This window comes from Pseudoroseomonas cervicalis, assembly GCF_030818485.1.
GTDB lineage: Bacteria > Pseudomonadota > Alphaproteobacteria > Acetobacterales > Acetobacteraceae > Pseudoroseomonas > Pseudoroseomonas cervicalis_A.
Window position 1 is genome coordinate 97115 of the sequence record NZ_JAUTAJ010000005.1, and the last position, 22962, is coordinate 120076.

General features: G+C 73.0%; 19 protein-coding genes and 2 pseudogenes. 15 read left to right on the plus strand and 6 right to left on the minus strand.

All coding sequences use genetic code 11. The annotated features are described in order from the left end of the window. Positions 1–49: 49 nt before the first annotated feature. From QE401_RS22065 to QE401_RS22095, 7 genes and pseudogenes are all read left to right on the plus strand, one after another. Positions 50–2140 carry an exo-alpha-sialidase gene (locus tag QE401_RS22065; RefSeq protein ID WP_307140357.1) on the plus strand — a complete coding sequence of 697 codons (2091 nt, stop codon included), beginning with the start codon at positions 50–52 and terminating at the stop codon, positions 2138–2140. Continuing rightward, positions 2137–3060: a dihydrodipicolinate synthase family protein gene (locus tag QE401_RS22070; protein ID WP_307140358.1), complete on the plus strand. Its 924-nt coding sequence runs from the start codon at positions 2137–2139 to the stop codon at positions 3058–3060. The genes QE401_RS22065 and QE401_RS22070 overlap by 4 nt, the downstream gene beginning before the upstream one ends. 319 nt (positions 3061–3379) lie before the next feature. Then, positions 3380–4363 carry a Bug family tripartite tricarboxylate transporter substrate binding protein gene (locus QE401_RS22075; RefSeq protein WP_307140359.1) on the plus strand — a complete coding sequence of 328 codons (984 nt, stop codon included), beginning with the start codon at positions 3380–3382 and terminating at the stop codon, positions 4361–4363. A 110-nt stretch (positions 4364–4473) separates the two neighbouring features. Next, a complete protein-coding gene (locus QE401_RS22080) occupies positions 4474–4851 on the plus strand; it encodes a DUF2946 family protein (RefSeq protein ID WP_307140360.1) in 378 nt (125 codons plus the stop codon). Positions 4852–4992: 141 nt separating this feature from the next. After that, positions 4993–5325 (plus strand): annotated as a pseudogene (locus tag QE401_RS23025) (PepSY domain-containing protein); the annotation flags it as partial. Positions 5326–5380: 55 nt separating this feature from the next. After that, the gene (locus QE401_RS22090; RefSeq protein ID WP_307140362.1) at positions 5381–6388 is read left to right on the plus strand and encodes a PepSY-associated TM helix domain-containing protein; all 1008 of its coding nucleotides are present in this window, start codon (positions 5381–5383) and stop codon (positions 6386–6388) included. A 94-nt stretch (positions 6389–6482) separates the two neighbouring features. After that, positions 6483–7190: a 4'-phosphopantetheinyl transferase family protein gene (locus QE401_RS22095; protein ID WP_307140363.1), complete on the plus strand. Its 708-nt coding sequence runs from the start codon at positions 6483–6485 to the stop codon at positions 7188–7190. Positions 7191–7217: 27 nt separating this feature from the next. Here the strand turns inward: QE401_RS22095 and QE401_RS22100 are convergent, their stop codons facing one another. Genes QE401_RS22100 through QE401_RS22110 form a run of 3 tightly spaced genes read right to left on the minus strand, consistent with a single transcriptional unit; the run spans position 7218 to position 9972 of the window. Further along, positions 7218–8252 carry an ABC transporter substrate-binding protein gene (locus tag QE401_RS22100; RefSeq protein ID WP_307140364.1) on the minus strand — a complete coding sequence of 345 codons (1035 nt, stop codon included), beginning with the start codon at positions 8250–8252 and terminating at the stop codon, positions 7218–7220. A 51-nt stretch (positions 8253–8303) separates the two neighbouring features. After that, positions 8304–9185 (minus strand): ABC transporter permease, encoded by an 882-nt coding sequence (locus QE401_RS22105; RefSeq protein ID WP_307140365.1) that lies wholly within the window; start codon positions 9183–9185, stop codon positions 8304–8306. A gap of 13 nt (positions 9186–9198) precedes the next feature. Continuing rightward, positions 9199–9972, minus strand: a complete 774-nt coding sequence (locus QE401_RS22110; RefSeq protein WP_307140366.1) for an ABC transporter ATP-binding protein — start codon at positions 9970–9972, stop codon at positions 9199–9201. Positions 9973–10102: 130 nt separating this feature from the next. Between QE401_RS22110 and QE401_RS22115 the strand changes: the two genes are divergently transcribed. From QE401_RS22115 to QE401_RS22135, 5 genes and pseudogenes are all read left to right on the plus strand, one after another. Further along, on the plus strand, positions 10103–10765 hold the full coding sequence (locus QE401_RS22115) for a response regulator transcription factor (RefSeq protein ID WP_307140367.1): 663 nt from the start codon (positions 10103–10105) through the stop codon (positions 10763–10765). A gap of 47 nt (positions 10766–10812) precedes the next feature. Continuing rightward, positions 10813–11184, plus strand: a pseudogene (locus QE401_RS23030) (sensor histidine kinase N-terminal domain-containing protein); the annotation flags it as partial. Positions 11185–11398: 214 nt separating this feature from the next. Beyond that, positions 11399–12193: a sensor histidine kinase gene (locus tag QE401_RS22125; RefSeq protein WP_307140369.1), complete on the plus strand. Its 795-nt coding sequence runs from the start codon at positions 11399–11401 to the stop codon at positions 12191–12193. 93 nt (positions 12194–12286) lie between these two features. Continuing rightward, positions 12287–14443: an HWE histidine kinase domain-containing protein gene (locus QE401_RS22130; protein WP_307140370.1), complete on the plus strand. Its 2157-nt coding sequence runs from the start codon at positions 12287–12289 to the stop codon at positions 14441–14443. An 88-nt stretch (positions 14444–14531) separates the two neighbouring features. Beyond that, positions 14532–15863: a hypothetical protein gene (locus QE401_RS22135; protein ID WP_307140371.1), complete on the plus strand. Its 1332-nt coding sequence runs from the start codon at positions 14532–14534 to the stop codon at positions 15861–15863. Here QE401_RS22135 and QE401_RS22140 read toward each other — a convergent pair. The 3 genes from QE401_RS22140 to QE401_RS22150 all read right to left on the minus strand — a co-directional run bounded on the left by QE401_RS22140 (position 15860) and on the right by QE401_RS22150 (position 19536). Further along, complete coding sequence (locus QE401_RS22140; protein ID WP_307140372.1) at positions 15860–16552, minus strand: GntR family transcriptional regulator; 693 nt, start codon at positions 16550–16552, stop codon at positions 15860–15862. The genes QE401_RS22135 and QE401_RS22140 overlap by 4 nt on opposite strands. A gap of 118 nt (positions 16553–16670) precedes the next feature. Then, positions 16671–18254, minus strand: coding sequence for an ABC transporter substrate-binding protein (locus tag QE401_RS22145; RefSeq protein ID WP_307140373.1), 1584 nt, complete (start codon positions 18252–18254; stop codon positions 16671–16673). A gap of 55 nt (positions 18255–18309) precedes the next feature. Continuing rightward, positions 18310–19536: an aminotransferase class III-fold pyridoxal phosphate-dependent enzyme gene (locus QE401_RS22150; protein ID WP_307140374.1), complete on the minus strand. Its 1227-nt coding sequence runs from the start codon at positions 19534–19536 to the stop codon at positions 18310–18312. 68 nt (positions 19537–19604) lie between these two features. Here QE401_RS22150 and otnK point away from each other — a divergent pair, with 68 nt between their 5' ends. The 3 genes from otnK to QE401_RS22165 are packed head-to-tail and all read left to right on the plus strand — an operon-like array spanning position 19605 to position 22962. Beyond that, complete coding sequence (gene otnK / locus QE401_RS22155; RefSeq protein ID WP_307140375.1) at positions 19605–20897, plus strand: 3-oxo-tetronate kinase; 1293 nt, start codon at positions 19605–19607, stop codon at positions 20895–20897. Continuing rightward, positions 20894–21550 (plus strand): class II aldolase/adducin family protein, encoded by a 657-nt coding sequence (locus tag QE401_RS22160; protein ID WP_307140376.1) that lies wholly within the window; start codon positions 20894–20896, stop codon positions 21548–21550. Before otnK ends, QE401_RS22160 begins: the two co-directional genes overlap by 4 nt. Further along, the gene (locus QE401_RS22165; protein ID WP_307140377.1) at positions 21547–22962 is read left to right on the plus strand and encodes an amidase family protein; all 1416 of its coding nucleotides are present in this window, start codon (positions 21547–21549) and stop codon (positions 22960–22962) included. Before QE401_RS22160 ends, QE401_RS22165 begins: the two co-directional genes overlap by 4 nt.

Sequence of the window (22962 nt, forward strand, 5' to 3'; positions counted from 1 at the left end):
TAGGAAAAGACGAACACAAGTTCGCATTCCGAACATCAGGAGCGGGACGGTGCCAGCAGCAGAGGCGGAGGAGGTGGCGCGCAAGCCGCGCCCGGCCGCCGCCAAGAATCCGAAGAATGTCGTGCAATCCGCCGCCAAGGTCTTCGCGGTGCTGCGCGCCTTCGGCCCCGACCTGCCGGAGCTGACGCTGGCCGAGATCGCCGCCCGCGCCGGCACGGATCGCGGCACCGCCTTCCGCCTGGTGCACACGCTGGAGGCGCTGGGCTATCTGCGCGCCGTCCCCGACAGCCGCCGCTTCCGCCTGACGCTGCAATGCCTGGAGCTGGGCTTCTCCGCCCTGGCCGCGCATGGCCTGCCCGACCACGCCACGCCGCTGCTGCGCGAGCTGGTGCCGGGCTTCGGCGACGCCGCCTCGCTCGGCGCGGTGGAGGGCGGCGACGTGGTCTATCTGGCGCGGGTGCAGACGGGGCTGGAGCGGCTGGGCATGGCGCGCGGCCCCGGCACCCGGGTCGGCGCCTATGCCACCGCGCTCGGCCATGCCGTGCTGGCCTTCCTGCCGCGCGAGGAGCAGCTGCGCGCCCTGGAGGCGCGCGAGCGCGTCAAGCTCTCCGAACGCACCGTGACCGAGCTGCCGGCGCTGCTGGCGCGGCTGGAGGCGGTGCGGGCGCAGGGCTACGCCGTCTCGGATGGCGAGAATGCCTATGGGCTGCGCACCGTCGCGGCGCCGGTGCTGGACGTCGCCGGCCGCCCCTGCGCGGGGGTCAGCCTGACCATCGAGGCCGGGCGCGCGCCGCTCGAGGATTTCGTCGCCGCCGGCCTGCCGCGGCTGCGCGCGGTGGCCCGCTCGCTGGAGGAGGCGCTGCGCCTCTCCCGCGGCGCCATCGCCGCCCCCCGGCGCCGGCTGACGCAGCGTGGAGGAAACAGCGCAGCCATGATCAGGACCAATGCGGAAGGGCGGCTCGATCTCGGCGAGGCCGGGCTGGTCCGCCCGGCGCCCGAGGATCCGGCGCGGCTGGAAGCCTATATTCCGCCGGCCACGGTGCAGAGCCATGCGGCCAATCTGACGCCACTGCCGGATGGTTCGCTGGGCTGCGTCTGGTTCGGCGGCACGCAGGAAGGCGTGCCGGATATCTGCGCCTGGTTCTCCCGCCTCGATCCGGGCGCGGAGCGCTGGTCGGCGCCGATGCGCCTGTCCGACGATCCGGCGCGTTCGGAGCAGAACCCGCTGCTCTTCCCGGCCCCCGATGGCACGCTCTGGCTGATCTGGACGGCGCAGATCTCCGGCAACCAGGACACCGCCATCGTGCGCAAGCGCGTCTCCCGCGACATGGGCCGCAGCTGGGGCCCGGTGGAGACGCTGTTCGGCCCGCGGCCGGAGGGCGGCACCTTCATGCGCCAGCCCGTCGTGGTGCTGGACAATGGCGACTGGCTGCTGCCGATCTGGGTCTGCAAGAGCACGCCCGGAAAGAAATGGGTCGGCGATGACGACATCAGCGCCGTCAAGCTCTCCACCGACCAGGGGAAGAGCTGGACCGAGATCGAGGTGCCGGAAAGCCTCGGCTGCGTGCACATGTCGATCGTCGATCTGCGCGACGGCACGCTGGCGGCCTTCTACCGCAGCCGCTGGGCCGACAATGTCCATGTCTCGCGCTCGACCGATGGCGGCCGCTCCTGGAGCGCGCCGGAACCCACCGAGCTGCCGAACAACAATTCCTCGATCCAGGTGGCGCGGCTGTCGAACGGCCATCTGGCGATGGTGTTCAACCACAGCAGCGCGGCGGATGCGACCGAGCGGCGCCTGTCGCTCTATGACGACATCGAGGATGACAGCGATGACGGCAAGGTGGTCGCCGCCATCGACACGACGCGCCGCAGCACCTTCTGGGGCGTGCCGCGCGCGCCGATGACGCTGGCCATCTCCGAGGATGGCGGCCGCAGCTGGCCCTGGCGCCGCAATCTCGAAACCGGCGACGGCTACTGCATGACCAACAATTCGCGCGAGGGGCTGAACCGCGAATTCTCCTACCCCAGCGTCACCGAGGGGAAGGATGGGCGGCTGCACATCGCCTACACCGTCTATCGCCAGGCCATCAAATACGTCTCGGTCCCCGAGGGCTGGGTCAAGGAGCAGACCGCATGAGCATCGCCACCGCACCGACCGCGGCCAACATCGCGCTGCGGGGCCCGACCGGCGTGTTCTGCGCCGCGCTGACCCCGCTGACCGAGGATCTGGCGCCGGACCACGCCGAGTTCGCCGCGCATGCCAAGTGGCTGCTCGAGGAGGGCTGCGACGGCATCGCCATGCTGGGCACCACGGGCGAGGCCAATTCCTTCTCGGCGGCGGAGCGCCAGGCGCTGCTGGAGGCGACCATCGCCGCCGGCGTGGCCCCCACGAAGCTGCTGCCCGGCACCGGCGTCGCCGCCTTTACCGAGACGGTGCAGCTGACGAAGCATGCGCTGTCCTGCGGCGTCACCGATGTCGTGATGCTGCCGCCCTTCTACTACAAGGGCGTCAGCGATGACGGCGTCTATGCCGCCTATGCCGAGGTGCTGCAGCGCATCGGCGATGCGAAGCTGCGCGTGGTGCTCTACCACATCCCGCAGATGTCGGCGGTGCCGATCAGCCACGCGGTGATCGAGCGGCTGCTGAAGGATTTCCCGCAGAGCATCGTGGGCATCAAGGATTCGGCCGGCGACATCGCCAATATGGAGGCCATGGTGGCGCGTTTCCCCGGCTTCTCGGTGCTGGCGGGGGCGGATCCGCTGATGCTGCCGCTGCGCCGCAAGGGGGGGGCCGGCTGCATCACCGCCACCTCCAACCTCGTCGCCCGCGACCTGGCCTTCGTCTACCGCCATGCGCTGGAGGAAGACCGCGCGGCCGAGGTGGATGCGGCGCAGGCCCGCGTGGTGGCGGCGCGCAACAAGGCCTCGCGCTTCGCGCAGATGGCGTCGCTGAAGGCGATGACGGCGGCGCGCACCGGCAAGCCGGGCTGGGCGCGGCTGCGCCCGCCGCTGCTGAAGCTGGCGCCCGAGGAAGCGGCGGCGCTGGCCGCCGGCTGAGCCCGGCGCGCCCAGAAGGGGCGCGCGGCCGCGCGGGGGCGCTGGCCCCTGCGCTTTCTTGCCGTGTGTCACGGCAATGTCGGAAAAATCCCGTCTCCTGTGATGGCCGCGGCGATTGACGCCGCGGCCATTGCCATGACATCTTTTCCGCAGTTTCCCGGACAAGTGTTCGCATTCCGAACTTTGGGCGGGAGAGGGAAGGCGTCCATCCGGGAAAGCTCCGCCGGGCCACCTGGCCGGCGGGGGCGGGGATCGCCTTCCGCCCTTGTCATGCAAGCCGCGCGGCCATGCATCGCCGCGGCACCGGAGGATGTCTCAGATGAACAGGCGAACCCTTCTCGGGCTCGGCGCGGCGGCGGCCGCCGGCGGGCTGCTGAAGACCCCGGCGGTCTGGGCCCAGGATGCCTGGCCGCGTGCCCGGCCGATCCGCCTGGTCTGCCCCTTCGCCCCCGGCGCCGCGACCGACGCCATGGCGCGGCTGGCGGCGCAGAAGATCACCGAGAAGCTCGGCGCCAATGTGGTGGTGGAGAACCGCACCGGCGGCGGCGGCGTGCCCGGCACGCAATCGGTGCAGCAATCGCCGGCCGATGGCTACACCCTGCTCGGCTCCAGCCTGACGCACACCATGCTGCGGCATGTGCTGCGCGCCGTGCCCTTCGACCCGCAGGCCGATTTCGCCCCCATCGCCCGCACCGCGCGCGGCCCGCTGATGATGGTGATGACGCCGAAGCGCCCGCCCATGAGCATCACCCAGATCGTCGAGGCGGCGAAGAAGGCGCCGGCCGAGTGGACCTTCGCCATCTCCTCGCTCGGCGCGCCGGGGCATCTGGCCACCATCGACTTCAACCGCCGCACCGGCGCCAATATCGAGGGCACCTCCTATCGCGGCACGGCGCCGGCGCTGCTCGACGTCGCCGCCGGCAATGCGCATGTGATGATCGATGCCACCTTCGCCCTGCTGCAGGCGGCGCGCAGCGGCCAGGTGCACCCGATCGGCATCTCGACGCGCCAGCGCTCGGCTTTGGCCCCCGAGATCCCGACGCTGATCGAGGCCGGGCTGCCGGATTTCGAATTCTATTCCTGGTACGGCGTCTGGGCCCCCAAGGGCACGCCGAGTGCCATCTGCGAGACGCTGAACGGCGTGCTGACCGAGGCGATGCGCGACGCCGATGCGGCGGAGCGGCTGAAGAGCCTGGTGGTCGAGCCGGTGTCGCAGACCGTGCCGGAGATGCGCGCCTATATCGAGGAGGAGGTGAAGCGCAACGCCGAGCTGCTGCGCATCGCCAATTTCCAGCCGGAGTGAGCCGGCCGGCGCGGCCCCGCCCGGGCCGCGCCCTTCCGCCCCGGCGGACACGCCGCCAACATTCCCCGCATGACAAGGTTCCGCGCGCCTGCTAGCCAGGATGCGCAATGATGCGCCGCGCCAGACCGCTGCTGGGCCTGCTGTCGCTGCTGCTGCTCCTGCAATGGGGGGCGGGGCTGGTGCCGCATCTGCGCGCCATGGCGGCCTCACCTGCGGAGGCGGTCATCATCTGCTCGCCGGATGGGATGCGCACCCTGCATCTGGATGCCGAGGGGCAGCCCACCGATCCGGACAAGGCGCCGGGCATGGGCGGCTGCTGCATGCTCTGCCCCGGCCCGCTGGGGCTGGGCGCGCCGGAGACCGGGCCGGTCGCCGCGCCGGTCGCGCTCTGGCAGCGCCTGCTGGCGGCCCGGCCACTGGTCGTGGACCAGCTGCCGCCGCCGCGCCCGGGCGAGGCCCACCCACCCCGCGCACCGCCGATCGGCTGAGGCTGAACGGGCCCCCGCGCCCGCCCTCGCTTCATCCTGTCGGAGATCCGCCATGCCTCGCCTGAAGTCGCGGCGGCGCAGCCCTGCGCTGCGCGCCGCCCCCTCGACCCTTGCCCTGCCGGCCCTGGCCGGCCCCGCGCCATGAGCGCCGCCCCGCGCCGCGACGGCGCCGAGCTGAAGGCCTTCCTGGCCCGGCTGCATTTCTATATCGGCCTGTTCGTCGGGCCCTTCCTGCTGGTCGCGGCGCTGACCGGATTGCTCTATGTGGCGACGCCGCAGCTGGAGGAGGCGCTCTACCGCCCCGTCCTGCGGACCGACAGCCAGGGCGCGCCGCAGAGCCTTGCGGCGCAGCTCGACGCCGCGCGCGCCGTGGCGGGGCCGGAGGCGCGCTTCTTCGCCCTGCGCCCGGCGCCGGCGCCCGGCCAGACGACGCGGGTGATGTTCACCACCCCCGGCCTCGGCGATTCGGAAAGCCGCGCCATCTTCATCGACCCGGTGACGCTGGCGGTGCTGGGCGACCACATCGTCTATGGCACCAAGCGGCATCCTGCCGCTGCGCACCGGCATCGACTACCTGCACCGCAACCTGATGCTGGGCGAGCCCGGGCGGCTCTACAGCGAGCTGGCGGCCTCCTGGCTGTGGATCGCGGCGCTGGGCGGGGTGCTGCTCTGGCTGTGGCGCGACACCGGCGCGATGGCGCGCCGCGCACCGGGCAACCGCAGGCTGCGCACCCGGCGGCTGCACGGGCTGGTGGGGGTGACCGTGGCCCTCGGCCTGCTCTTCCTCTCCGCCACCGGCCTGACCTGGTCGCGCTGGGCCGGCGAGCGGATCGACATGCTGCGCGGCGCCATGGGATGGGTCACGCCCTCCGTCAGCCTGGCGCTGCAGCCCGCCGCGCTGCCGGCGCCGGCCATGGGGCATGGCGACCATGCGCATCACGGCGCCGCGCCGGCCGCGCCGCCGCCCGCCGCCGGCACCGAGGATCCGGGGTTGCGGCTGGATGCGGTGCTGGCAGCGGCGCGTGCCGCCGGCATCGATTCGGGCTTCGTCGAGATCCGCCCGCCGCGCCCCGGCCGCGCCTGGCTGGTGCGGGAATATGACCGCTCCTGGCCCACCCAGGTCGACACCGTGGCGATCGACCCCGCCACGCTGCGGGTCACCAGCCGGGCCGATTTCGCCAGCTTCCCGCTGGTCGCCAAGCTGATCCGCTGGGGCATCGACCTGCATATGGGCGTGCTGTTCGGGGTCGCGAACCAGATCCTGGTCGGGCTGGTGGCGCTGGGGCTGATCGGCTCGGGGCTCTATGGCTACCGCATCTGGTGGCAGAACCGGCCGCCCGCCGGCGCCCTGCCGCGCAGCCTGGCGCAAGCCTGGCTGCGGCTCGGCCCGGCGGCGCGGCTGGTTGTGCTGGCCGTCGGGCTGGCGCTGGGCTGGGCGCTGCCGGTGGCCGGCGCCAGCCTGGTGCTGTTCCTGCTGGTGGATCTGCTGCGCTGGCGCCGCGCCGCCAGCCGGGCGCGGCCGGTCCCGGCCGAATGACCGGGAAGGGGCGGCGCGACCGGCGCCGCCCGCCCTGGCCTTGCGACCCCCGCCGCCCTAGCCTCCGGCGCATGTTCCGCCGCCCTGTCGCGCCATGACCGGCATCCCCTTCGACCCGCCCGGCGCCATGGGCCCGCTGCAGCGCGGCCGGGTGCGGCTGGAGCATTGCGTGCCCGGGCAGGCCGATGCGGCGCGGCAGGCCGCCTGGCTGGCGCTGCTCTCGCCGGACGAGCAGGCCCGCGCGGCGCGGTTCCATTTCGCCGAGGATCGCCGCGCCTATCTGGCCGCGCATGCCCTGGCGCGGCGCATGCTGGCCGGGGCCAGCGGCCGCGCACCCTCCTCGCTGCGCTTTGTCGCCGGCCCGGCCGGCCGGCCGGAGCTGGACCCGGCGCTGGGTCTCCCCGGGCTGCGCTTCAACCTCAGCCATGCGCGCGGGCTGGTGGCCTGCGCCCTTGCGCTGGAGGATGATGTGGGGGTGGATGTCGAGGCGCTGTCGCGCGCGGCGCGTGTGGCCGACCTCGCCGCCCGCTATTTCGCGCCGGAGGAAGCGGCCGCCCTGGCGCGGTTGCCGGCGGAGCGCCGGGAGGCGGCGTTCCTGCGGCTCTGGACCCTGAAGGAAGCCTTTGTGAAGGCCATAGGGCAGGGGCTGTCCTTCGGGCTGGAGCGCTTCGCGCTGCGGCTCGACCCGCCCGCCTTGCTGCGCGCCCCGGCGGAGGCCGGGCCCGTCTCGGGCTGGGCCTTCCACCAGGCGATGCCGCTGCCCGACCATGTGCTGTCGGTCGCGCTGCGGCGGCGCGGGTAGCGCCCCGGCAGACCGGGGCGCCGTGCGTCAGGAACCGGACAGGCCGTGCAGCCCGGGCATGAACAGATCCTGCCACGTCTCCGGCCTGTTGCGGATGCTGCCCACCGCGCCCATGAAGCGCGCATATTCCATCAGCCCCTTCGGCGTGGTGCTGAAATGCGTGTCCGGCTCGGACAGCATGCCGACCACATCCTGGTCGCTGACGCCGGAGGGCGAGACGCGGTTGAAGATCGCCGCCGCCTGCGGCTTGTCATTGGCGATCAGCGCATTGGCCTCGTCCATGGCGGCGAGGAAGGCGGTCATGATGCGCGGATTGGCGGCGACGAACTGCTTCGGCGCGAAGGTGACGTCGAGCGTCGCATCGCCCAGCACCTCGCTGGCGGCGATCACCTTGTGGATCTTCGGATCGGCCAGCTCGCGCGCCGAATAGGGCGGCGAGGCGAAATGCGCGGCGATCTCGGTGCGCCCGCTCATCAGCGCGGTGTAGGCCTCGGGATGCGGCAGGCCGACCGTCATCGGGTCGAGCCTGGCGTAGTTCGCCTGGCCGAACTGCTTGGCCACCAGCATCTGCAGCACCACCGCGGCGAGCGAGGTCTTGATGCCGGGCAGCGCGATCTTGTCATTCGGCGTGAAATCGCCGAGGGCGCGGATATGCGGCCGGTTGGTGTTCAGCACCAGCGCGCAGCTGCTCATGCCCGAGACGCCGATGATCTCCGAGCGCGGGATGCCGCGGGCGCGCGACCACAGGGTGACGAAGCCCGGCGCGCCGGTGCCGGCGATGTCGAGCGAGCCGGCCAGCATGGCGTCGTTGATGACATTGCCGCCATCGAGCATCTGCCAGCTGACCTCGAGCGGGCCGAGCTCGGCCCGCGCCGCGTGCTTCTCCAGCAGCTTCTGGTCGCGCATGACGATCAGCGGCAGGTAGAGAATGCCATAGCCATGCGACAGCCGCACGCGGGAGGCCTCGGCATGGGCCGGGCGGGCCAGCAGCGCGGGCAGGGCGAGGGTGGCGGGCAGGGCAGCGGCGGCGCCGAGCAGCGTGCGGCGGGAGAGACGGGGCATCCTGGACATTTCCTTTTTTCCTTGTTGCGGCGGAAGGGAGCGGGCGTCAGCTCAGTGCTGCATGCCCCAGCGGCGGATGGTGCGCTTCTCGATATTGGCGAAGATGACGCTTTCCACGAACAGGCCGATCAGGATCACGAAGAACAGCCCGGCGAAGACATTGGCGGTCTCCAGCTGGTTGCGGTTCTCGAAGATGAACCAGCCGAGCCCGCCCGAGCCGGAGGAGACACCGAAGACCAGCTCCGCCGCGATCAGCGTGCGCCAGGCGAAGGCCCAGCCGACCTTGAGGCCGGTCAGAATGGCCGGGAAGGCGGCCGGGATCAGGATGTCCTTCACCAGGCGCAGACCGCTGAGGCCGTAATTCTGGCCCACCATCTTCAGCGTCTTGGACACCGAGCGGAAGCCGCCATGGGTGTTCAGCGCGATCGCCCAGAGCACCGAATGCACCAGCACGAAGATGACGCTGCCGGCGCCGAGGCCGAACCAGATCAGCGCCAGCGGCAGCAGGGCGATGGCCGGCAGCGGGTTGAACATCGAGGTCAGCGTCTCGAGCAGGTCGGTGCCGATGCGCGAGCCGATGGCGACCGTGGTCAGCACCGCGGCCAGCGCGATGCCGATGCCATAGCCGATCAGCAGCGTGCGCAGCGAGATCAGCGTGCGCGCCGGGATCACGCCATTGGCGATGTTCTCGAACAGCGCCATGACGGTGTCGGAGAAGGGCGGGAACAGCAGCGGGTTGCCCAGCCACTGGCCATAGGCCTCCCAGATCGCCGCCAGCACCGCCAGGATCAGCGCCTTGCGCAGCGCGCCGATGCGGTAGATGGATTCCCAGGCGGAGATCGGCTTGTTGATCTCGCCGATGCCGGCGCGGCTCGGCTCGCGCACGATCTCGGGGCGGGCGACCAGCGGCGTCTGGTTGACGGTGATGCTCATGATCCGCCTCTCCTCAATGCACGAAGAGCATGTCGTTGATGCGCGTCTCCAGCTCCGCCGCGGCGGCGCTGCCCTGCAGCTCCGGCGGCACGCTGTTCAGCTCCGCCTTGACCTGGCCGGGATGCGGCGACAGCAGCAGGATACGCGTGCCGACGCGGATCGCCTCCTCGATCGAGTGGGTGACGAAGAGCACGGTGAAGCGGGTGTCGTCCCACAGCCGCAGCAGCTCCTCCTGCATGCGGCGGCGGGTCAGCGCGTCGAGCGCCGCGAAGGGCTCGTCCATCAGCAGCACATCGGGCTCCATCGCCATGCCGCGGGCGATGGCGACGCGCTGCTTCATGCCGCCGGAGAGCATGTGCGGGAAGCTGTCGGCGAAATTCGCCAGCCCCACCTTCTCGATATAGCTGTCAGCGCGGTCGCGCGCCTCGGCGCCGCTGGCCCGCCCGCTGGCGGTCAGCGCGAACATCACATTCTGCCGCACCGTCTTCCAGGGCAGCAGCTGGTCGAATTCCTGGAACACCATCATGCGGTCGGGGCCGGGCCCGTGCACCTCGCGCCCCTTCAGGCGGATGCTGCCCTCGGAGGGCTCCAGATAGCCGCCGATCGCCTTCAGCAGCGTCGACTTGCCGCAGCCCGAGGGGCCGAGCAGGATGTAGCGGTCGGCGGGATAGACATCGAAGCCAACGCGGTGCGTGGCGGTGACCACGGCATCGTCGGTCTTGTACTGCAGCGTGACGTCCTGCACCGACAGCAGCGGCGCGGGCCCGCCAGAGATGGCGTCTGCCATGTCCGTACCTTTCTTCCCAGAGGGTCCCGGGCCTTGCCGCCCGGATTTGTCTCCTGGCTATCACGCGAAGCTTTTGCCAAACTGACAGCGACAAGAAATTTCGTGCTGCGGTGCAAAAGCGACAGGTTTGATGCGGATCCTGCTGGTGGAAGACACGGCCGATGTCGGCGAGGGCATCGCCGCCAGGCTGCAGCGCATGGGCCATGAGGTGGATTGGGAGCGCGACGGCGCCGATGCCGAGGCGCGGCTGGAGCTGCAATCCTACGATCTCGTCATCCTCGACGTGATGCTGCCGCCGCCCGATGGGCTCGCCCTGCTGCGGCGCGCGCGCGGGCGGGGGCTGGCCACCCCGGTGTTGATGCTCACCGCGCGCTCCAGCGTGGCCGACCGGGTGGATGCGCTGGATCTCGGTGCCGACGACTATCTCGTGAAGCCCTTCGACTTCCTGGAGCTGGAGGCGCGGGTGCGCGCGCTGCTGCGGCGGCAGGGCGGGGCCTCCACCAACCTGCTGCGCTGCGGCGACATCACCATCGACCTCGCCGGCCGCACCGTCGAGCTGGCCGGCGAGGCGGTGGAGATGACACGGCGCGAACTGGCGCTGCTGGAGATCCTGGCCAGCCGCGCCGGGCGTGTCGTCGGCAAGGAGGAGATCGTCGAGGCGCTGTTCGGCCTGGAAGGCGCCGGCAGCAACGCGGTCGAGCAATATGTCACGCGGCTGCGCCGCAAGCTCGCCGCCTCCAGCGCCGAGATCCGCACGCTGCGCGGCCTCGGCTACCAGCTGGTGGTGCGGTGAGGCTGTCGCGCTCGCTGCATGCGCGCGTGGCCGTGCTGCTGGCCTCGGTGCTGGGCTGCGCCAGCCTCGGCATCATCCTGGCCGGCTGGTATTACGCCCGGCTGACGGCCGATGGCGCCTATGACACGCTGCTGCGCGCCGGCGCCGCGCAGATCGCCGAGAACACCTATCAGCAGGGCGCCATGCTGGTGGCCGATCCGCCGGTCTCGGTGCTGGCCGCACTCTCCGCCGGCGACCGCGCCGGCTACAAGGTGGTCGATCCGCGCGGCGTGGTGGTGGCCGGCGCCGGTGATCTGGAGCTGGTCGGGCTGGAGGCCGAGCGCGAGACGCTGCGCCGCCGCGGCTGGCTGCTGCTGGATGGAAGCTGGCGAGGCGAGGCGGTGCGCATCGCCGTCACCACACGGCGCCTCGACACCGGCTGGGCCGAGATGGCGGTGGCCCAGACGCTGCACGGCCGCACCGGGCTGGCGCGCGACCTGGCCGGCAAGGCGGTGCTGGCGGTGCTGGTGCTGAACGGGCTGGCGCTCGGCGCCGCGCTGCTCGCCACACGCCGCGCCCTGGCGCCGCTGGAGCGCGTGCAGGCGGCGCTGCGCGAGCGCGACCCGCGCGACCTCTCGCCGCTGCAAGGCCGAGGTGCCGCCGGAGATCGCCGGCGTCATCGCCGCGCTGAACGGCTTCATGGCGCGGCTCGACCAGCGCATCGGCATGATGCAGCGGATGATCGGCGATGCCGCGCACCAGCTGCGCACGCCGCTCGCCGCGCTGGCCTCGCAGATCGATCTGCTGCTGGTCGAGCAGGATGCGGCGCGGCGCGAGGCGCAGCGCCAGCGCATCGCCGAGCGCACCGGGCAGCTCGGCCGGCTGGCGGGCCAACTGTTCAACCACGCCATGGTGACGCACCGCGCCGATCTGGCGCCGCGCGCCCCGGTCGATCTGGTGGCGCTGGCGCGGCAGGCGCTGCTGGACCTGCCGGTCAGCAACCCGGCCTGGGCGCGGCACGCGCCGACGCTCGGGCTCGACGCGCCGGAGGCGCCGCTCGCCATCCCGGGCGATGCCGTCAGCCTGCGCGAGGCGCTGCTGAACCTGCTGAACAACGCCGTGCAGCATGGCGCGCCGGGGCGGCTCGAGGTGCGGCTGCGGCGCGAGGCCGGGGAGGCGGTGCTGGAGGTGGTGGATGACGGGCCGGGCATCCCGCCCGCCCTCTGGCCGCGGGTGCGCCAGCCCTTCCATGCGCGGCCGGGCGGGCAGGGCGGTGCCGGCCTTGGCCTCGCCATCGCCGGGGAGGTGATGCGCGCGCATGGCGGCAGCCTGTCCTTCCGCAGCGGCGGCGACGGCTTCGCCGTGCTGCTGCGCTTCCCGCTGCCGCCGGGCGAGGCGGCCCCCGCCGCCGAGGCCGGGCCGGCGCCGGGCACCGCCGCGGCCGGCTGACCGTCCGGCCGGGCTTCCGGCGCCGCGTTGAAAAGCGCGGCCAACTCGGCCATTAGGCCAGGCGGGCCAGCCATCGCCGCGAGGGGAGAGACATTGCGCAGATTCCGCTCCGCCGGCGCCGCCTGGCGGCAGCTTCCCGCGGCCGAGCGCTTCCGGCTGGCGGCGGTGCTGGCCGGCACCGCCGCCCCGGGCGTCCTCGCCGCCCTGCTGCTCGGCCTGCAGCTGCGCGGCACCGCCTTCCTGCCGCTCTGGCTGGCCCAGGCGCTGCCGCTGCTGCTCGCCGCCCTGGCCGGGCTGGCGGCGCTGGCGGTCGGGCTGCTGCTGGCGGCGGCGCTGCGGGTGCGGCCGCTGCCCTCTCCCCCGGCCGGCGCCCTGGCCACGCCCCGCGCCGCGCCGGCGGCCATCGAGCCCGCCCCGCCGCCGCCCGACGCGAACCGCGCCGAGGCCATGCGCGGGCTGGTCGACGAGGTCTCCGCCGCCCAGGCGGCGCTGGACCAGCTGCGCCGCGCGGCGGAGATGCTGGACGGGCTGGATGACGGGGTGCTGGCGCTGGATGCCGCCGGCACCATCCGCTTCGCCAACGACCCTGCCCTGGCGCTGTGCGGCCGCAGCGCCGCGCAGGTGGTCGGCCAGGCGCTGGGCGCGGTCTTCCCGGGCCTCGGCGATGCGGCGGTGCTGCGGGCCGTCGCCCGGGTGGCGCAGGGCGGCGAGGCGCAGCGGCTGGATGACCCGGTGACGCTGTCCGGGCGCAGCCTGCTGCTCGGCCTCTCGCCGCTGCCGGGCGGGGTGACGCTGCGCCTGCGCGACCTGACGCCGCTGCGCGAGGCCGAGGAAAAGCTGAAGACGGCGGAGGAGAAGCTGCGCGTGGCGCTGGAGGGCAGCGGCATGGCGGGCTGGGACATGGACCTGGCCGATGGCCGCATGCGCTGGTCGCCACGGCTGTTCCAGCTGCTCGGCCTGCCACGGCGCGAGGGCGGCTTCGGCCTGTTCGAGGAATGGCTGGCGCTGGTCGACCCCAAGGACGCGCCGGCGCTGCAGCAGGCCTGGCGCGGCGCGCATCGCGGCGGGGTGTTCCGCAACACCCACCGCATCCGCCGCCCCGATGGCGACACGCGCTGGCTGGAGGCCTATGGCGCCATGGCCGGCGGCGGCGCGACCGGCCGCTTCCTCGGCGTGGTGCTGGACGTCACGGCGCGGCAGCGGGCCGAGGAGCAGCGCGCTTTGCTGACGCGCGAGATCGACCACCGCGCCAAGAACGTGCTCTCCACCATCCAGGCGATCATCCGCCTGACCTCGCGCAGCGACCCGGAGCGCTTCGCCACCGCCATCGAGGGGCGCATCGGCGCGCTGGCCCGCGCCCACAGCCTGCTGGCGCGCGAGGGCTGGTCGGCGGTCGCGCTGCGCGACCTGGTCTGGTCGGAAATGACGGTGCGCGGCCGCGAGGCGGCGATCGACCTCTCCGGCCCGCCGGTGCTGATCGTGCCGGTCGCGGTGCAGCCGCTGGCCGTGGCGTTGCACGAGCTGGCGGTGAACGCGCTGGCGCATGGCGCGCTGTCGCGCCCCGGCGGCACGCTGACGGTGCAGTGGTCGGCGCATCCGGAGGGCGGGCTGGCGCTGCTGTGGACCGAAAGCGGCGGCCCGCCCCTGGCCGCGCCGCCGGAGCGCAAGGGCTTCGGCCGCCGGGTGATCGATTCCGCCATCAACGACCAGCTGGAAGGCAGCATCGCCTATCAGTGGCGGCGCGAGGGGCTGGCCTGCCGCATCCGCCTGCCGCAGAGCCGCTTCGAGGCGCAGTGGCAGGCGCTGGACACGCCGCGCCTGCCGCCGCCCATGCTGCAGCCCGAGGCGGAGGCGCCGGCCCTGGGCGAGGCGCCGCTGCAGGGCGCGCGCATCTTCCTGGTGGAGGATGAGCCGATGATCGGCGAGGCGCTGGCCACCATGCTGCGGCAATGGGGCTGCCAGCCGCTCGGCCCGGCGCGCTCGATCGACGAGGCGCTGCGCCGGCTGGTCGAGATGTCGGGGGCCATCGACCTGGCGCTGGTCGATGTCAACCTGAACGGCCAGGAATCCTTCCCCGTGGCCGAGCTGCTGGCGGCGCGCGGCGTGCCGGTGATCTACCTGACCGGCTATGCCGAGCTGCCGGGGACGCGGCTCGGCCATGCGGCGGCGATGCTGCGCAAGCCGGTCTCGGGCGAGCAGCTGAAGACGGCGCTGCGCCGCATCCTGGCCTTGCAGCCGCAGCGCGGCTGAGCCTCGCCCGGCCTCCGGGACGCATGGCGCGCCGCCGCCGGGCGCGCTACTGAGGCGGCCCCAACGCTGCGATGGAGAAGGCGCAATGATGGCAGCCACCGATATGCGGGCGGAGGCCGGGGCGCGTGCCCGCGAGCTGGCGCCCGAGCTGCGCTCCATCGTGCTGACCCACTACCCCGATGCCGAGACGCTGGATCTGATGCGCCCGGGCGAGGCGCTGAGCCTGGCCGAGCATCAGGCCGCCAACCGCGCCGTGGCCCAGGCCATGGCGGAGCAGGGGGTTGCCGTGCTGGTGCAGCAGGCCGAGCGCGGCGCCTTCCGCCGCTGGGCCGATGCCCATTCCGGTGCGGCGCCGGCGGGCTGGCGCGGGCGCGAGGCGCTGCTGCGCGGCGAGGCCGCCTGGCGCCTGCTGGGGCTGGACCCGGCGCGCCGCCCGGCGCCCGCCGCGCGCGGCGCCGGCACCCCGGCCGAGCGGCTGATGCGGCTTTTCGCCGGCGAGGATTCCGCCGCCTTCGAGCGCTGCGCCGAGGCGCTGATCGAGGAAGGGCGCGACGGCGTGCTGGAGCAGGCGGCGCGCCGCGTGGCGCAGCGCTATGGCGAGGAGGCGGCGGAGGAGTTCTCGCAGGAGCTGCTGGCCCTGGCCGCCGAGGGCGCGCTGGGCCCCTCCGGCTGGGCCGGGCTGGTGGCGCTGCCGGTGGCCCTGCCACCCGGCGAGCTGCCCGATGCGGCGGCGCTGATCGAGGGTTTCCTGGCGTCCGGGGCGCTGCCCGGCAATGTCGCGCTGCAGCTGCTGCCGGAGTGGCGCGCGGCCGAGGGCATCGCCGCCCTGACCCCCTGCCAGCTGCGCCAGGCGCTGCATCAGGCGCTGGCGGGCCAGGCGCCCGATTCGCTGCCGCCCGCCGCGCCCGAGGCGCTGCAGCAGGCGGGCTTCGGCGTGCTGGTCGGGCTGCAGCTCGATTGGGGTCTGCCGCTCTGGGAGGAGGTGCTGCGCGACGGCCTGCCCGCCCTGCCGGCCGAGGATGCGCCGCCCAGCCCGGAGGAGGCGGCCCGCGCCGAGGCTTTCGAGCGCTGGCGCCACGCCGCCTTCCAGGGGCAGGGCGGCTGCGTGCCGCTGGCCCTCGTCCCGCTGCCGGAGGTCGAGGCGGAGATCGCCGATTTCCTGGAGGAGGCGGGCGAACAGAGTGGCGGGCTGGACGAGATCCGCGATTTCGTCGAGGTGGCGCGGCAGGAGGCGCCGGGCGAGGAGCTGGTCTGCGTGCCGCGCGCCGGGGAGGGCGCGCTGCATCTGGCGCTCTACACCGCTTCCGGCCGGAAGCTGGACGAGATCAGCCTGGAGGCGGAGCGCCTGCCGGTGCCGCTGACCGAGATGCCGGCGCTGCTGGAGGGCATCGTGCCGCTGGCGCACCGCCCGCCGGGCTAGGTTCCGGCTTTGGCGGCGTCGCGGCGGCGCAGGAACTCCACCAGGGCGCGGCCGCCCTCCATCAGGTCGGCGCGCAGCGCGGCGCGCGCGGCCTGCGGGTCGCCGGCGCGCAGCGCGTCGAGGATGTCGAGATGCCGGTGCCGGCCCGGATAGGCCGGCGGCGCCTCGGGGTAGTGGAAGGCGTGCACCGGCCCGTTGCGCAGCCACACCGTGTCGATGATGGCGCTGAGCTGCGGCATGCCGGCGGCGGCGTAGAGGCCGCGATGGAAGGCCCAGTTGGCCTTGTTGGCGGCGGCGCCTTCCCCCGCCGCCTCGGCGGCGGTGAGCGCGGCATGCGCCGCCTCCAGCGCGGCGATCCCGGCCGGGGTGATGCGCCGCGCCGCGGTCTCGGCCGCCAGCCCCTCCAGCTCCAGCCGGATGGTGCGCAGCTCCAGATATTCGTCATGCGTCAGTCCGGCGACCGTGATGGCGCGCGCCGCCTCGAAGCGCACTGCGCCGACGCGGGCGAGCTGCATGATGGCCTCGCGGATCGGCGTCTCCGACACCCCCATGCCGGCGGCGAGGTCGCGGATCTTCAGCCGCTGGCCGGGATGGAGCCGGCCCTCGAACAGCGCCGCCTCCAGCTCGGCATAGACCTTCATGGTGAGGTTGGAGCGCTCGACCGGCACCACCCTGGGCGTCACCGCCATGTCATTCCTGCTTCCTGGCCCGTCCTTTGGCCGGGGCAGCCTCTAGAGCATGATCCGCGCCGATGAAAGCGCGGATCATCGCGGGGCAGGGGCGGGGCAGGGGCGGGTCCGGGCCGGCTCAGCCCTGCTTGCGCAGGTTGTAGAAGAGCGGCATGCCCTTCAGCACCCCGCTCAGCGAGGTGCGGTAGGCCGTCATCTGCTGGAACATGCCGAGCGGGATATAGGGCACGTCCTCGAAGGCCTGCAGCTGGATGTCGCGGCAGAGCCGCTTCTGCTCGGCCTCGTCATTGCTGTCGATCCATTGCTGGCGCAGCTCCTCGATGCGCGGGCTGCGCGGCCAGCCGAACAGCGCCGCATCGCCCGCGCCGCGCAGATAGGAATGCGCCGCGGGCGTGCGCATGCCGAAGCCCACGGCGAAGTTGCAGTTGATGCTCCAGCCGCCCTGGTCGAGCGGCGCGCGGGAGTTCAGCTTCTGCGACACCGTGGCCCAGTCCAGCGCCTGGTAGTCGAGGTTGAAGCCGAGCTTGCGGAACATGTCGCCCGCCACCTCGCTCATCGCGTTCATGATGGGAAAGTCGGTGGGCGCCGCCAGCACCACGCGCTCGCCCTTGTAGCCGGCCTCGCGCAGCGCCGCGCGCGCCTTGTCGAGGTCGCGCGGGCCGGTCAGCGCCGCCATGCCGGCATCGTTCGCCATTGGCGAATCCGGCTGGAAGTAGCCGATGCCGGCGCGCCAGAGCTGGGTGTCGGTGCCGGCCACCGCCATCATGAAATCCGCCTGGTTGACGGCGCCGAGCAAGGCGCGGCGGATCGCCGGATTGTCGAAGGGCGGGTGCAGATGGTTCAGGCGCAGCACGCCGAACACGCCCTGATTGTCCATCACCTCGACCTTGATGTTGCGGTTGCGCCGCAGCATCGGCAGGAAATCGGCCGGCGGCTGCTCCCACCAGTCGATCTCGCCCGATTGCAGCGCCGCCGCCGCGGTCGCCGCATCGGGCAGGGTGTGCCACTCCACCCGGTCGATATGCGCGACCTTGGGGCCGGACCAGAAGCTGGTGCTCCCCTGGCGCGGCACATAGCCCGGCGCGCGTTCATAGATGGCGCGCGAGCCCGGGATGCGCTCCCCGGCCAGGAAGCGGAAGGGGCCGGAGCCGATCGCCTCGGGCACCTGGGCGCTGGTGGGCAGCGCCGCATGGCGTTCCTGCATGATCACCGGCAGCTGCGGCGCCGGCTTGCCCAGCACGTCGGGCAGCAGGCGGAAGGGGCGCTTCAGGCGGATGCGCACCGCGCGCTCGCCCTGCGGCGCCATCTCCTCCACCTGCACGAACAGCGTCTGGCCATAGGTGTCACGCTGGCCCCAGCGGCGCAGGCTGGCCACCACATCCTGCGGCCGCACGGGCTGGCCGTCATGGAAGACCAGCCCCTCGCGCAGCGTCAGCACCCATTCCAGCTTGTCCTCGCTGAGCGTGTGGCCCTCCAGCATCTGCGGCAGGGGGCGGTAATTCTCGTCGACACCGAACAGCGTGTCATAGACCAGCGCCGCATGATTGCGGCTGACATAGGCATTGCTCTGGATCGGGTCGATCGAGGCCAGATCGGCCTGCGGCGCGAAGCGCAGCACCGAACGCGGATCGGCGGCCCGCGCCAGGCGCGGCGCGGCGAGGCTGGCGGCGGCCACCCCCAGCATCAGGTCACGGCGTCTCATCGGTTGTCCTCCAGTGAAGTGAGCAGCGTCCCTGCGTTCTGTTTCTTGTTGTGGCTCAGAGCGCGGCGATGGCGGCGAAGCCGCGCTCGGCCGCCAGCAGCGCCCGGTCGATATCCGCCTCGGTATGCGCGGCCGACAGGAACATGTTGTGCCGGGGGTGGAAATAGACGCCCTCGGCCAGCGCCGCGCGGCAGAAGGCATCGCCCTTCTTCCAGCCGGCATCATCGTCGAACAGGATCAGCGGCATCTGCGGCGGGCCGCTCTGGCGCAGCCCGATGCCGTGCCGCGCCGCCGCCTGCGCCAGCCCGTCGCGCAGCCGCGTGCCGAGGCGGTGCAGAAGCGCCGGCACATCGTCGCGCTGCGCCACGCGCAGCGTCGCCAGGGCGGCGGCCATCGGCACCGCCGCGCACCAGAAGGAGCCGGTGACGAAGAGCCGCGACGCCGCGTCGCGCAGCCATTCCGCCCCGGTCACCGCCGAGAGCGCATGGCCATTGGCGATCGACTTGCTCCAGGCGCAGAGATCGGGGCGGATGCCGAGCGGCTCCCAGCTGCCGCGCAGGTCGAGCCGCAGGCCGGCGCGCACCTCGTCGATGATCAGCGGCGCGCCGGCGGCGTCGCAGGCGGCGCGGGCGGCGGCGGCGAAATCCGGATCCGGCATCTCCTGGTCCTGGCCGAGATCATGGCGGAAGGCGGAGACCAGGATGCCCGCCAGGTCGTCCCCCGCCTCGGCCACCGCCGCGGCCAGGCTGTCCGTGTCGTTGAAGGTGTAGTGCAGCAGATGCGCACGATCCTCGGCGGTGACGCCGAGCAGCGAGGGCGAGCACCAGGGCACCGCGCCGTGATAGGCGCCGCGCGCCACCAGCAGCTTGCGCCGCCCCGTGGCCAGCCGCGCCAGGGTGACGCAGCTGGTGGTGGCATCGGTGCCGTTCTTCTGGAACAGCGCCCATGCGGCGTGCGGCAGCATGTCGACCAGCGTCTCGGCCAGATCCACCATCACCGGAGCAGGGCCGTTCAGGCAGTCGCCCATGCGGCGCTGCCGCTCGGCGGCCTCCTCCACCTCGGCATGGCCGTGGCCGAGCAGGTTCGGCCCCCAGCTGCACATGAAGTCGAGATAGCGGCGGCCATCGGCATCCCAGAGATAGGCGCCCTCGCCACGCGAGAAGAATTGCGGATAGCCATCGGGCAGCTTGGCGGCGTGCAGATGGCCCCACATGCCGGAGGGCACGACGCGCGCGGCGCGCTGGCGGAGCGCGGCATCCTGGGAATTCAGCAAAGCGCTCATCGGCCCTTTCCGCTCTTTGATATAGGATATATCATCTGACGCCATACGGGCTGGCAAGGGCTTTCGCGATGACCGCTCCCTCCCTGATGCTCGCGGCGCTGGCCGATGATTTCACCGGCGCCGTGGAACTGGCGGCGATGCTGCGCGCGGCCGGCGCGCGCACCCGGCTGGTGGTCGGCGCCGATGCCATCCCGGACAGCGCGGGGGAGGCGGAGGCGCTGGTGGTGGCGCTGCGCAGCCGCGTGGCGCCAGCCGCCGAGGCGGAGGCCGAGGCCGAGCAGGCCGCCGCCGCGCTGCGGCGCCTCGGCGCGCGGATGCTGTTCCTGAAATACTGCGCCAGCTTCGACAGCCTCGATTCGGGCAATATCGGCAATGTGGCGGAGGTGCTGCGCCGGCATGGCCCGCCCGCGCCGGTGCTGTTCTGCCCGAGCTTCCCCGAGGCCGCGCGTTGCGTCTTCCGCGCGCATCTTTTCATCCAGGACCAGCTGCTGGAGCGCTCGCCGAAGCGGCACGACCCGCTGACGCCGATGACGCGCTCCGACCTCCGCCAGGTGCTGGCGCCGCAGACCACGCTTGGCGTGGGATACCTGCCCTATGAGGCGGTGCTGCAGGGGGGCGAGGCGATCCGGCGCCATGCGGAGGCGGAGCAGGCGGCGGGCCGCCCCTTCCTGATCGCCGATGCCATCACCGAGGAGGATCTGCAGCGCATCGCCTGGGGCGCGCGCGACTGGCCGCTGCTGACCGGCGGCTCCTCGGTCGCCGCCTGGCTGCCGCGCGCCTGGCAGGCGGAGGGGCGCATGGCGGCCACCCCGCCCGGCGCGCTGGCGCCGCTGCCCGGGCCCGGCGCGGTGCTGGCCGGCAGCTGCGCCGAGCGCACGCGCGAGCAGCTGGCCGAATTCGGCCGCCGCCACCCGGTGCTGGCGATCGACCCGCTGGAGGAGCCCGAGGCCGCCTTCGACAAGGCGCTGGCCTGGGCCAGCGGGCATCTAGGGTCGGCGCCCTTCTGCCTGACCACCTCGGCCGATCCGGCACGGGTGGCGGCGGCGCAGGCGGCGCTCGGCCCGATCCCGGCCGGGCGGCGGGCGGAGGCGCTGCTGGCCCGCCTCGGCGCCGCGCTGGCGCAGCGCGGGCTGCGGCGCCTGCTGGTGGCGGGCGGCGAGACCTCGGGCGCCGTGGTGCAGGGCCTGGGCATCCGCGAGCTGGAGGTCGCGCCCTATCGCGAGATCGGCATGGGGCTGTGCCGCGCGGATGCGCCGGTGCCGCTGCTGCTCTGCCTGAAATCCGGCAAGCTCGGGGCCGTCGACATGTTCGAACGCACGCTGGCGGAGATGGAAGGGCAGGGCATGGGAATGGCGCGATGAGCAATGCGGCGGAGAGCCTGCTCTGGCTCTACCGGGAGCTGGCGCGGCGCGGGCTGAACCATGGCAGCAGCGGCAATGTGAGCTGCCGCCAGGGCGATGCGCTGCTGATCACGCCGACCGGCGCCACGGCGGAGTCGCTGCGGGCGGAGCAGATGGTGGCCGTGCCGCTGGCCGGCCCCGCGGCGCCGGGCAGCGCGCCGTCGAGCGAATGGCCGATGCATGCGGCGGTCTATGCCGCCTGCCCCCGGGCCGAATGGGTGGTGCATTGCCATGCCGATGCCTGCACCGCGCTGGCCTGCCTGAATGAGGGTCTGCCGGTCTTCCACTACGCCGTGGTGGGCTTCGGCGGCAGCGCGGGCGTGCCCTGCGCGCCCTATGCCACCTTCGGCACCCCGGCCCTGGCCGCGACGGTGACACAGACCATCCCCGGCCACACCGCCTGCCTGCTCGCCAATCACGGCATGATCTGCCACGGGCGCGACGCCGAGGGCGCGCTGGCCACCGCCATCCGGCTGGAGACACTGGCGCGGCAGTACCTGCTGGCGCGCTCGGCCGGCACGCCGCGCCTGCTCTCGGCCGAGGAGGTCGAGCAGGCCCGCCAGCGCTACCGGACCTATGGCCGCCCCACGCCCCCTGCCGAGGACCCCGCATGAGTGATTCCGAGATCGGCTATCTCTCCGCCGCCGAGCTGCTGGCGCAGTATCGCGCCCGCCGCCTCTCCCCGGTCGAGGTGGTGGAGGCGGTGCTGCGCCATGTCGAGGCGAGCGAGCCCGCGATCAACGCCATGGCGCGGCTGACGCCCGAGCACGCCCGCACCGCCGCGCGGGAGTCCGAGGCGCGCTGGATGCGCGGCGAGGCCAGGCTGCTCGACGGCGTGCCTGTCACCATCAAGGATCTGCAGCACACCAAGGGTGTGCAGACCGATTTCGGCACGAAGCTGATGCAGGGCACCATCCCGGATGTCGACGCGCCCTGTGTCACCCGGCTGCACGAGGCCGGCTGCGCCATGCTGGGCAAGAGCACTGCCGCCGCCGAATGGGGCTGGAAGGGGGTCAGCCACAGCCCGGTCTATGGCATCACCCACAATCCGTGGAAGCGGGGCTACAATGCCGGCGCCTCCTCCTCCGGCGCGGGGGCGGGGGCGGCGGCGGGCTATGGCCCGCTGCACCAGGGCGGGGATGGCGCCGGCTCGATCCGCATGCCGGCGCATTTCAGCGGCGTCTACGGGCTGAAGCCGACGCATGGCCGCATCGCCAACTGGCCGATGTCGAACAACGACCTGGCGACGCATATCGGGCCGCTGACCCGCACGGTGCGCGACGCCGCGCTGATGCTGCAGGCCATGGCCGGGCCGCATCCCTGGGACTACACGGCGCTGGAGGCGCCGCCGCAGGATTACGCGGCGCGGCTCGGTGACCTCGACCTGCGCGGCAGGCGCATCGCCTACAGCGCCGATCTCGGCCATGCGCGGGTCGATCCGGAGGTCGCCGCGCTGGTCGAGGAGGCGGTGCGGGCCCTCGAGGCGATGGGCGCGGTGGTCGAGGCGGTGACGCCCGCCTGGGGCCCGCAAGGGCCTGAGCTCGCGCGCTATTTCTGGCCCGCCACCTTCAGCAGCCGGCTGAAATACCTCCCCGGGCGCGAGGCGGAGATGGATCCCGGCTTCGTCGCCATGATCCGCAGCATGGAGGGTCGCGGCGTCGCCGAATTCATGGCGATGCGCGAGCGCCGCTACGCCTATTGCCAGGCCATCCATGACTTCATGCAGGGCTATGACTTCCTGCTGACGCCGGCGGTCAGCGTCGCCGCCTTCCCGGCCGACCGTCTGCAGCCGGAGCACTGGCCCCAGCACCCCTGGGACTGGCTGAGCTGGGCCGAATTCAGCTACCCCTTCAACTGGTCCGGCAATCCGGCGGCCAGCCTGCCCTGCGGCTTCACCGCGGAAGGCCTGCCGGTCGGGTTGCAGATCGTCGGGCGGCGCTTTGACGATCTCGGCGTGCTGCAGGCCAGCGCGGCCTTCGAGGCGGCGCGCCCCTGGGCGCAGCACCGCCCGCCTCTGGCCGCCTGA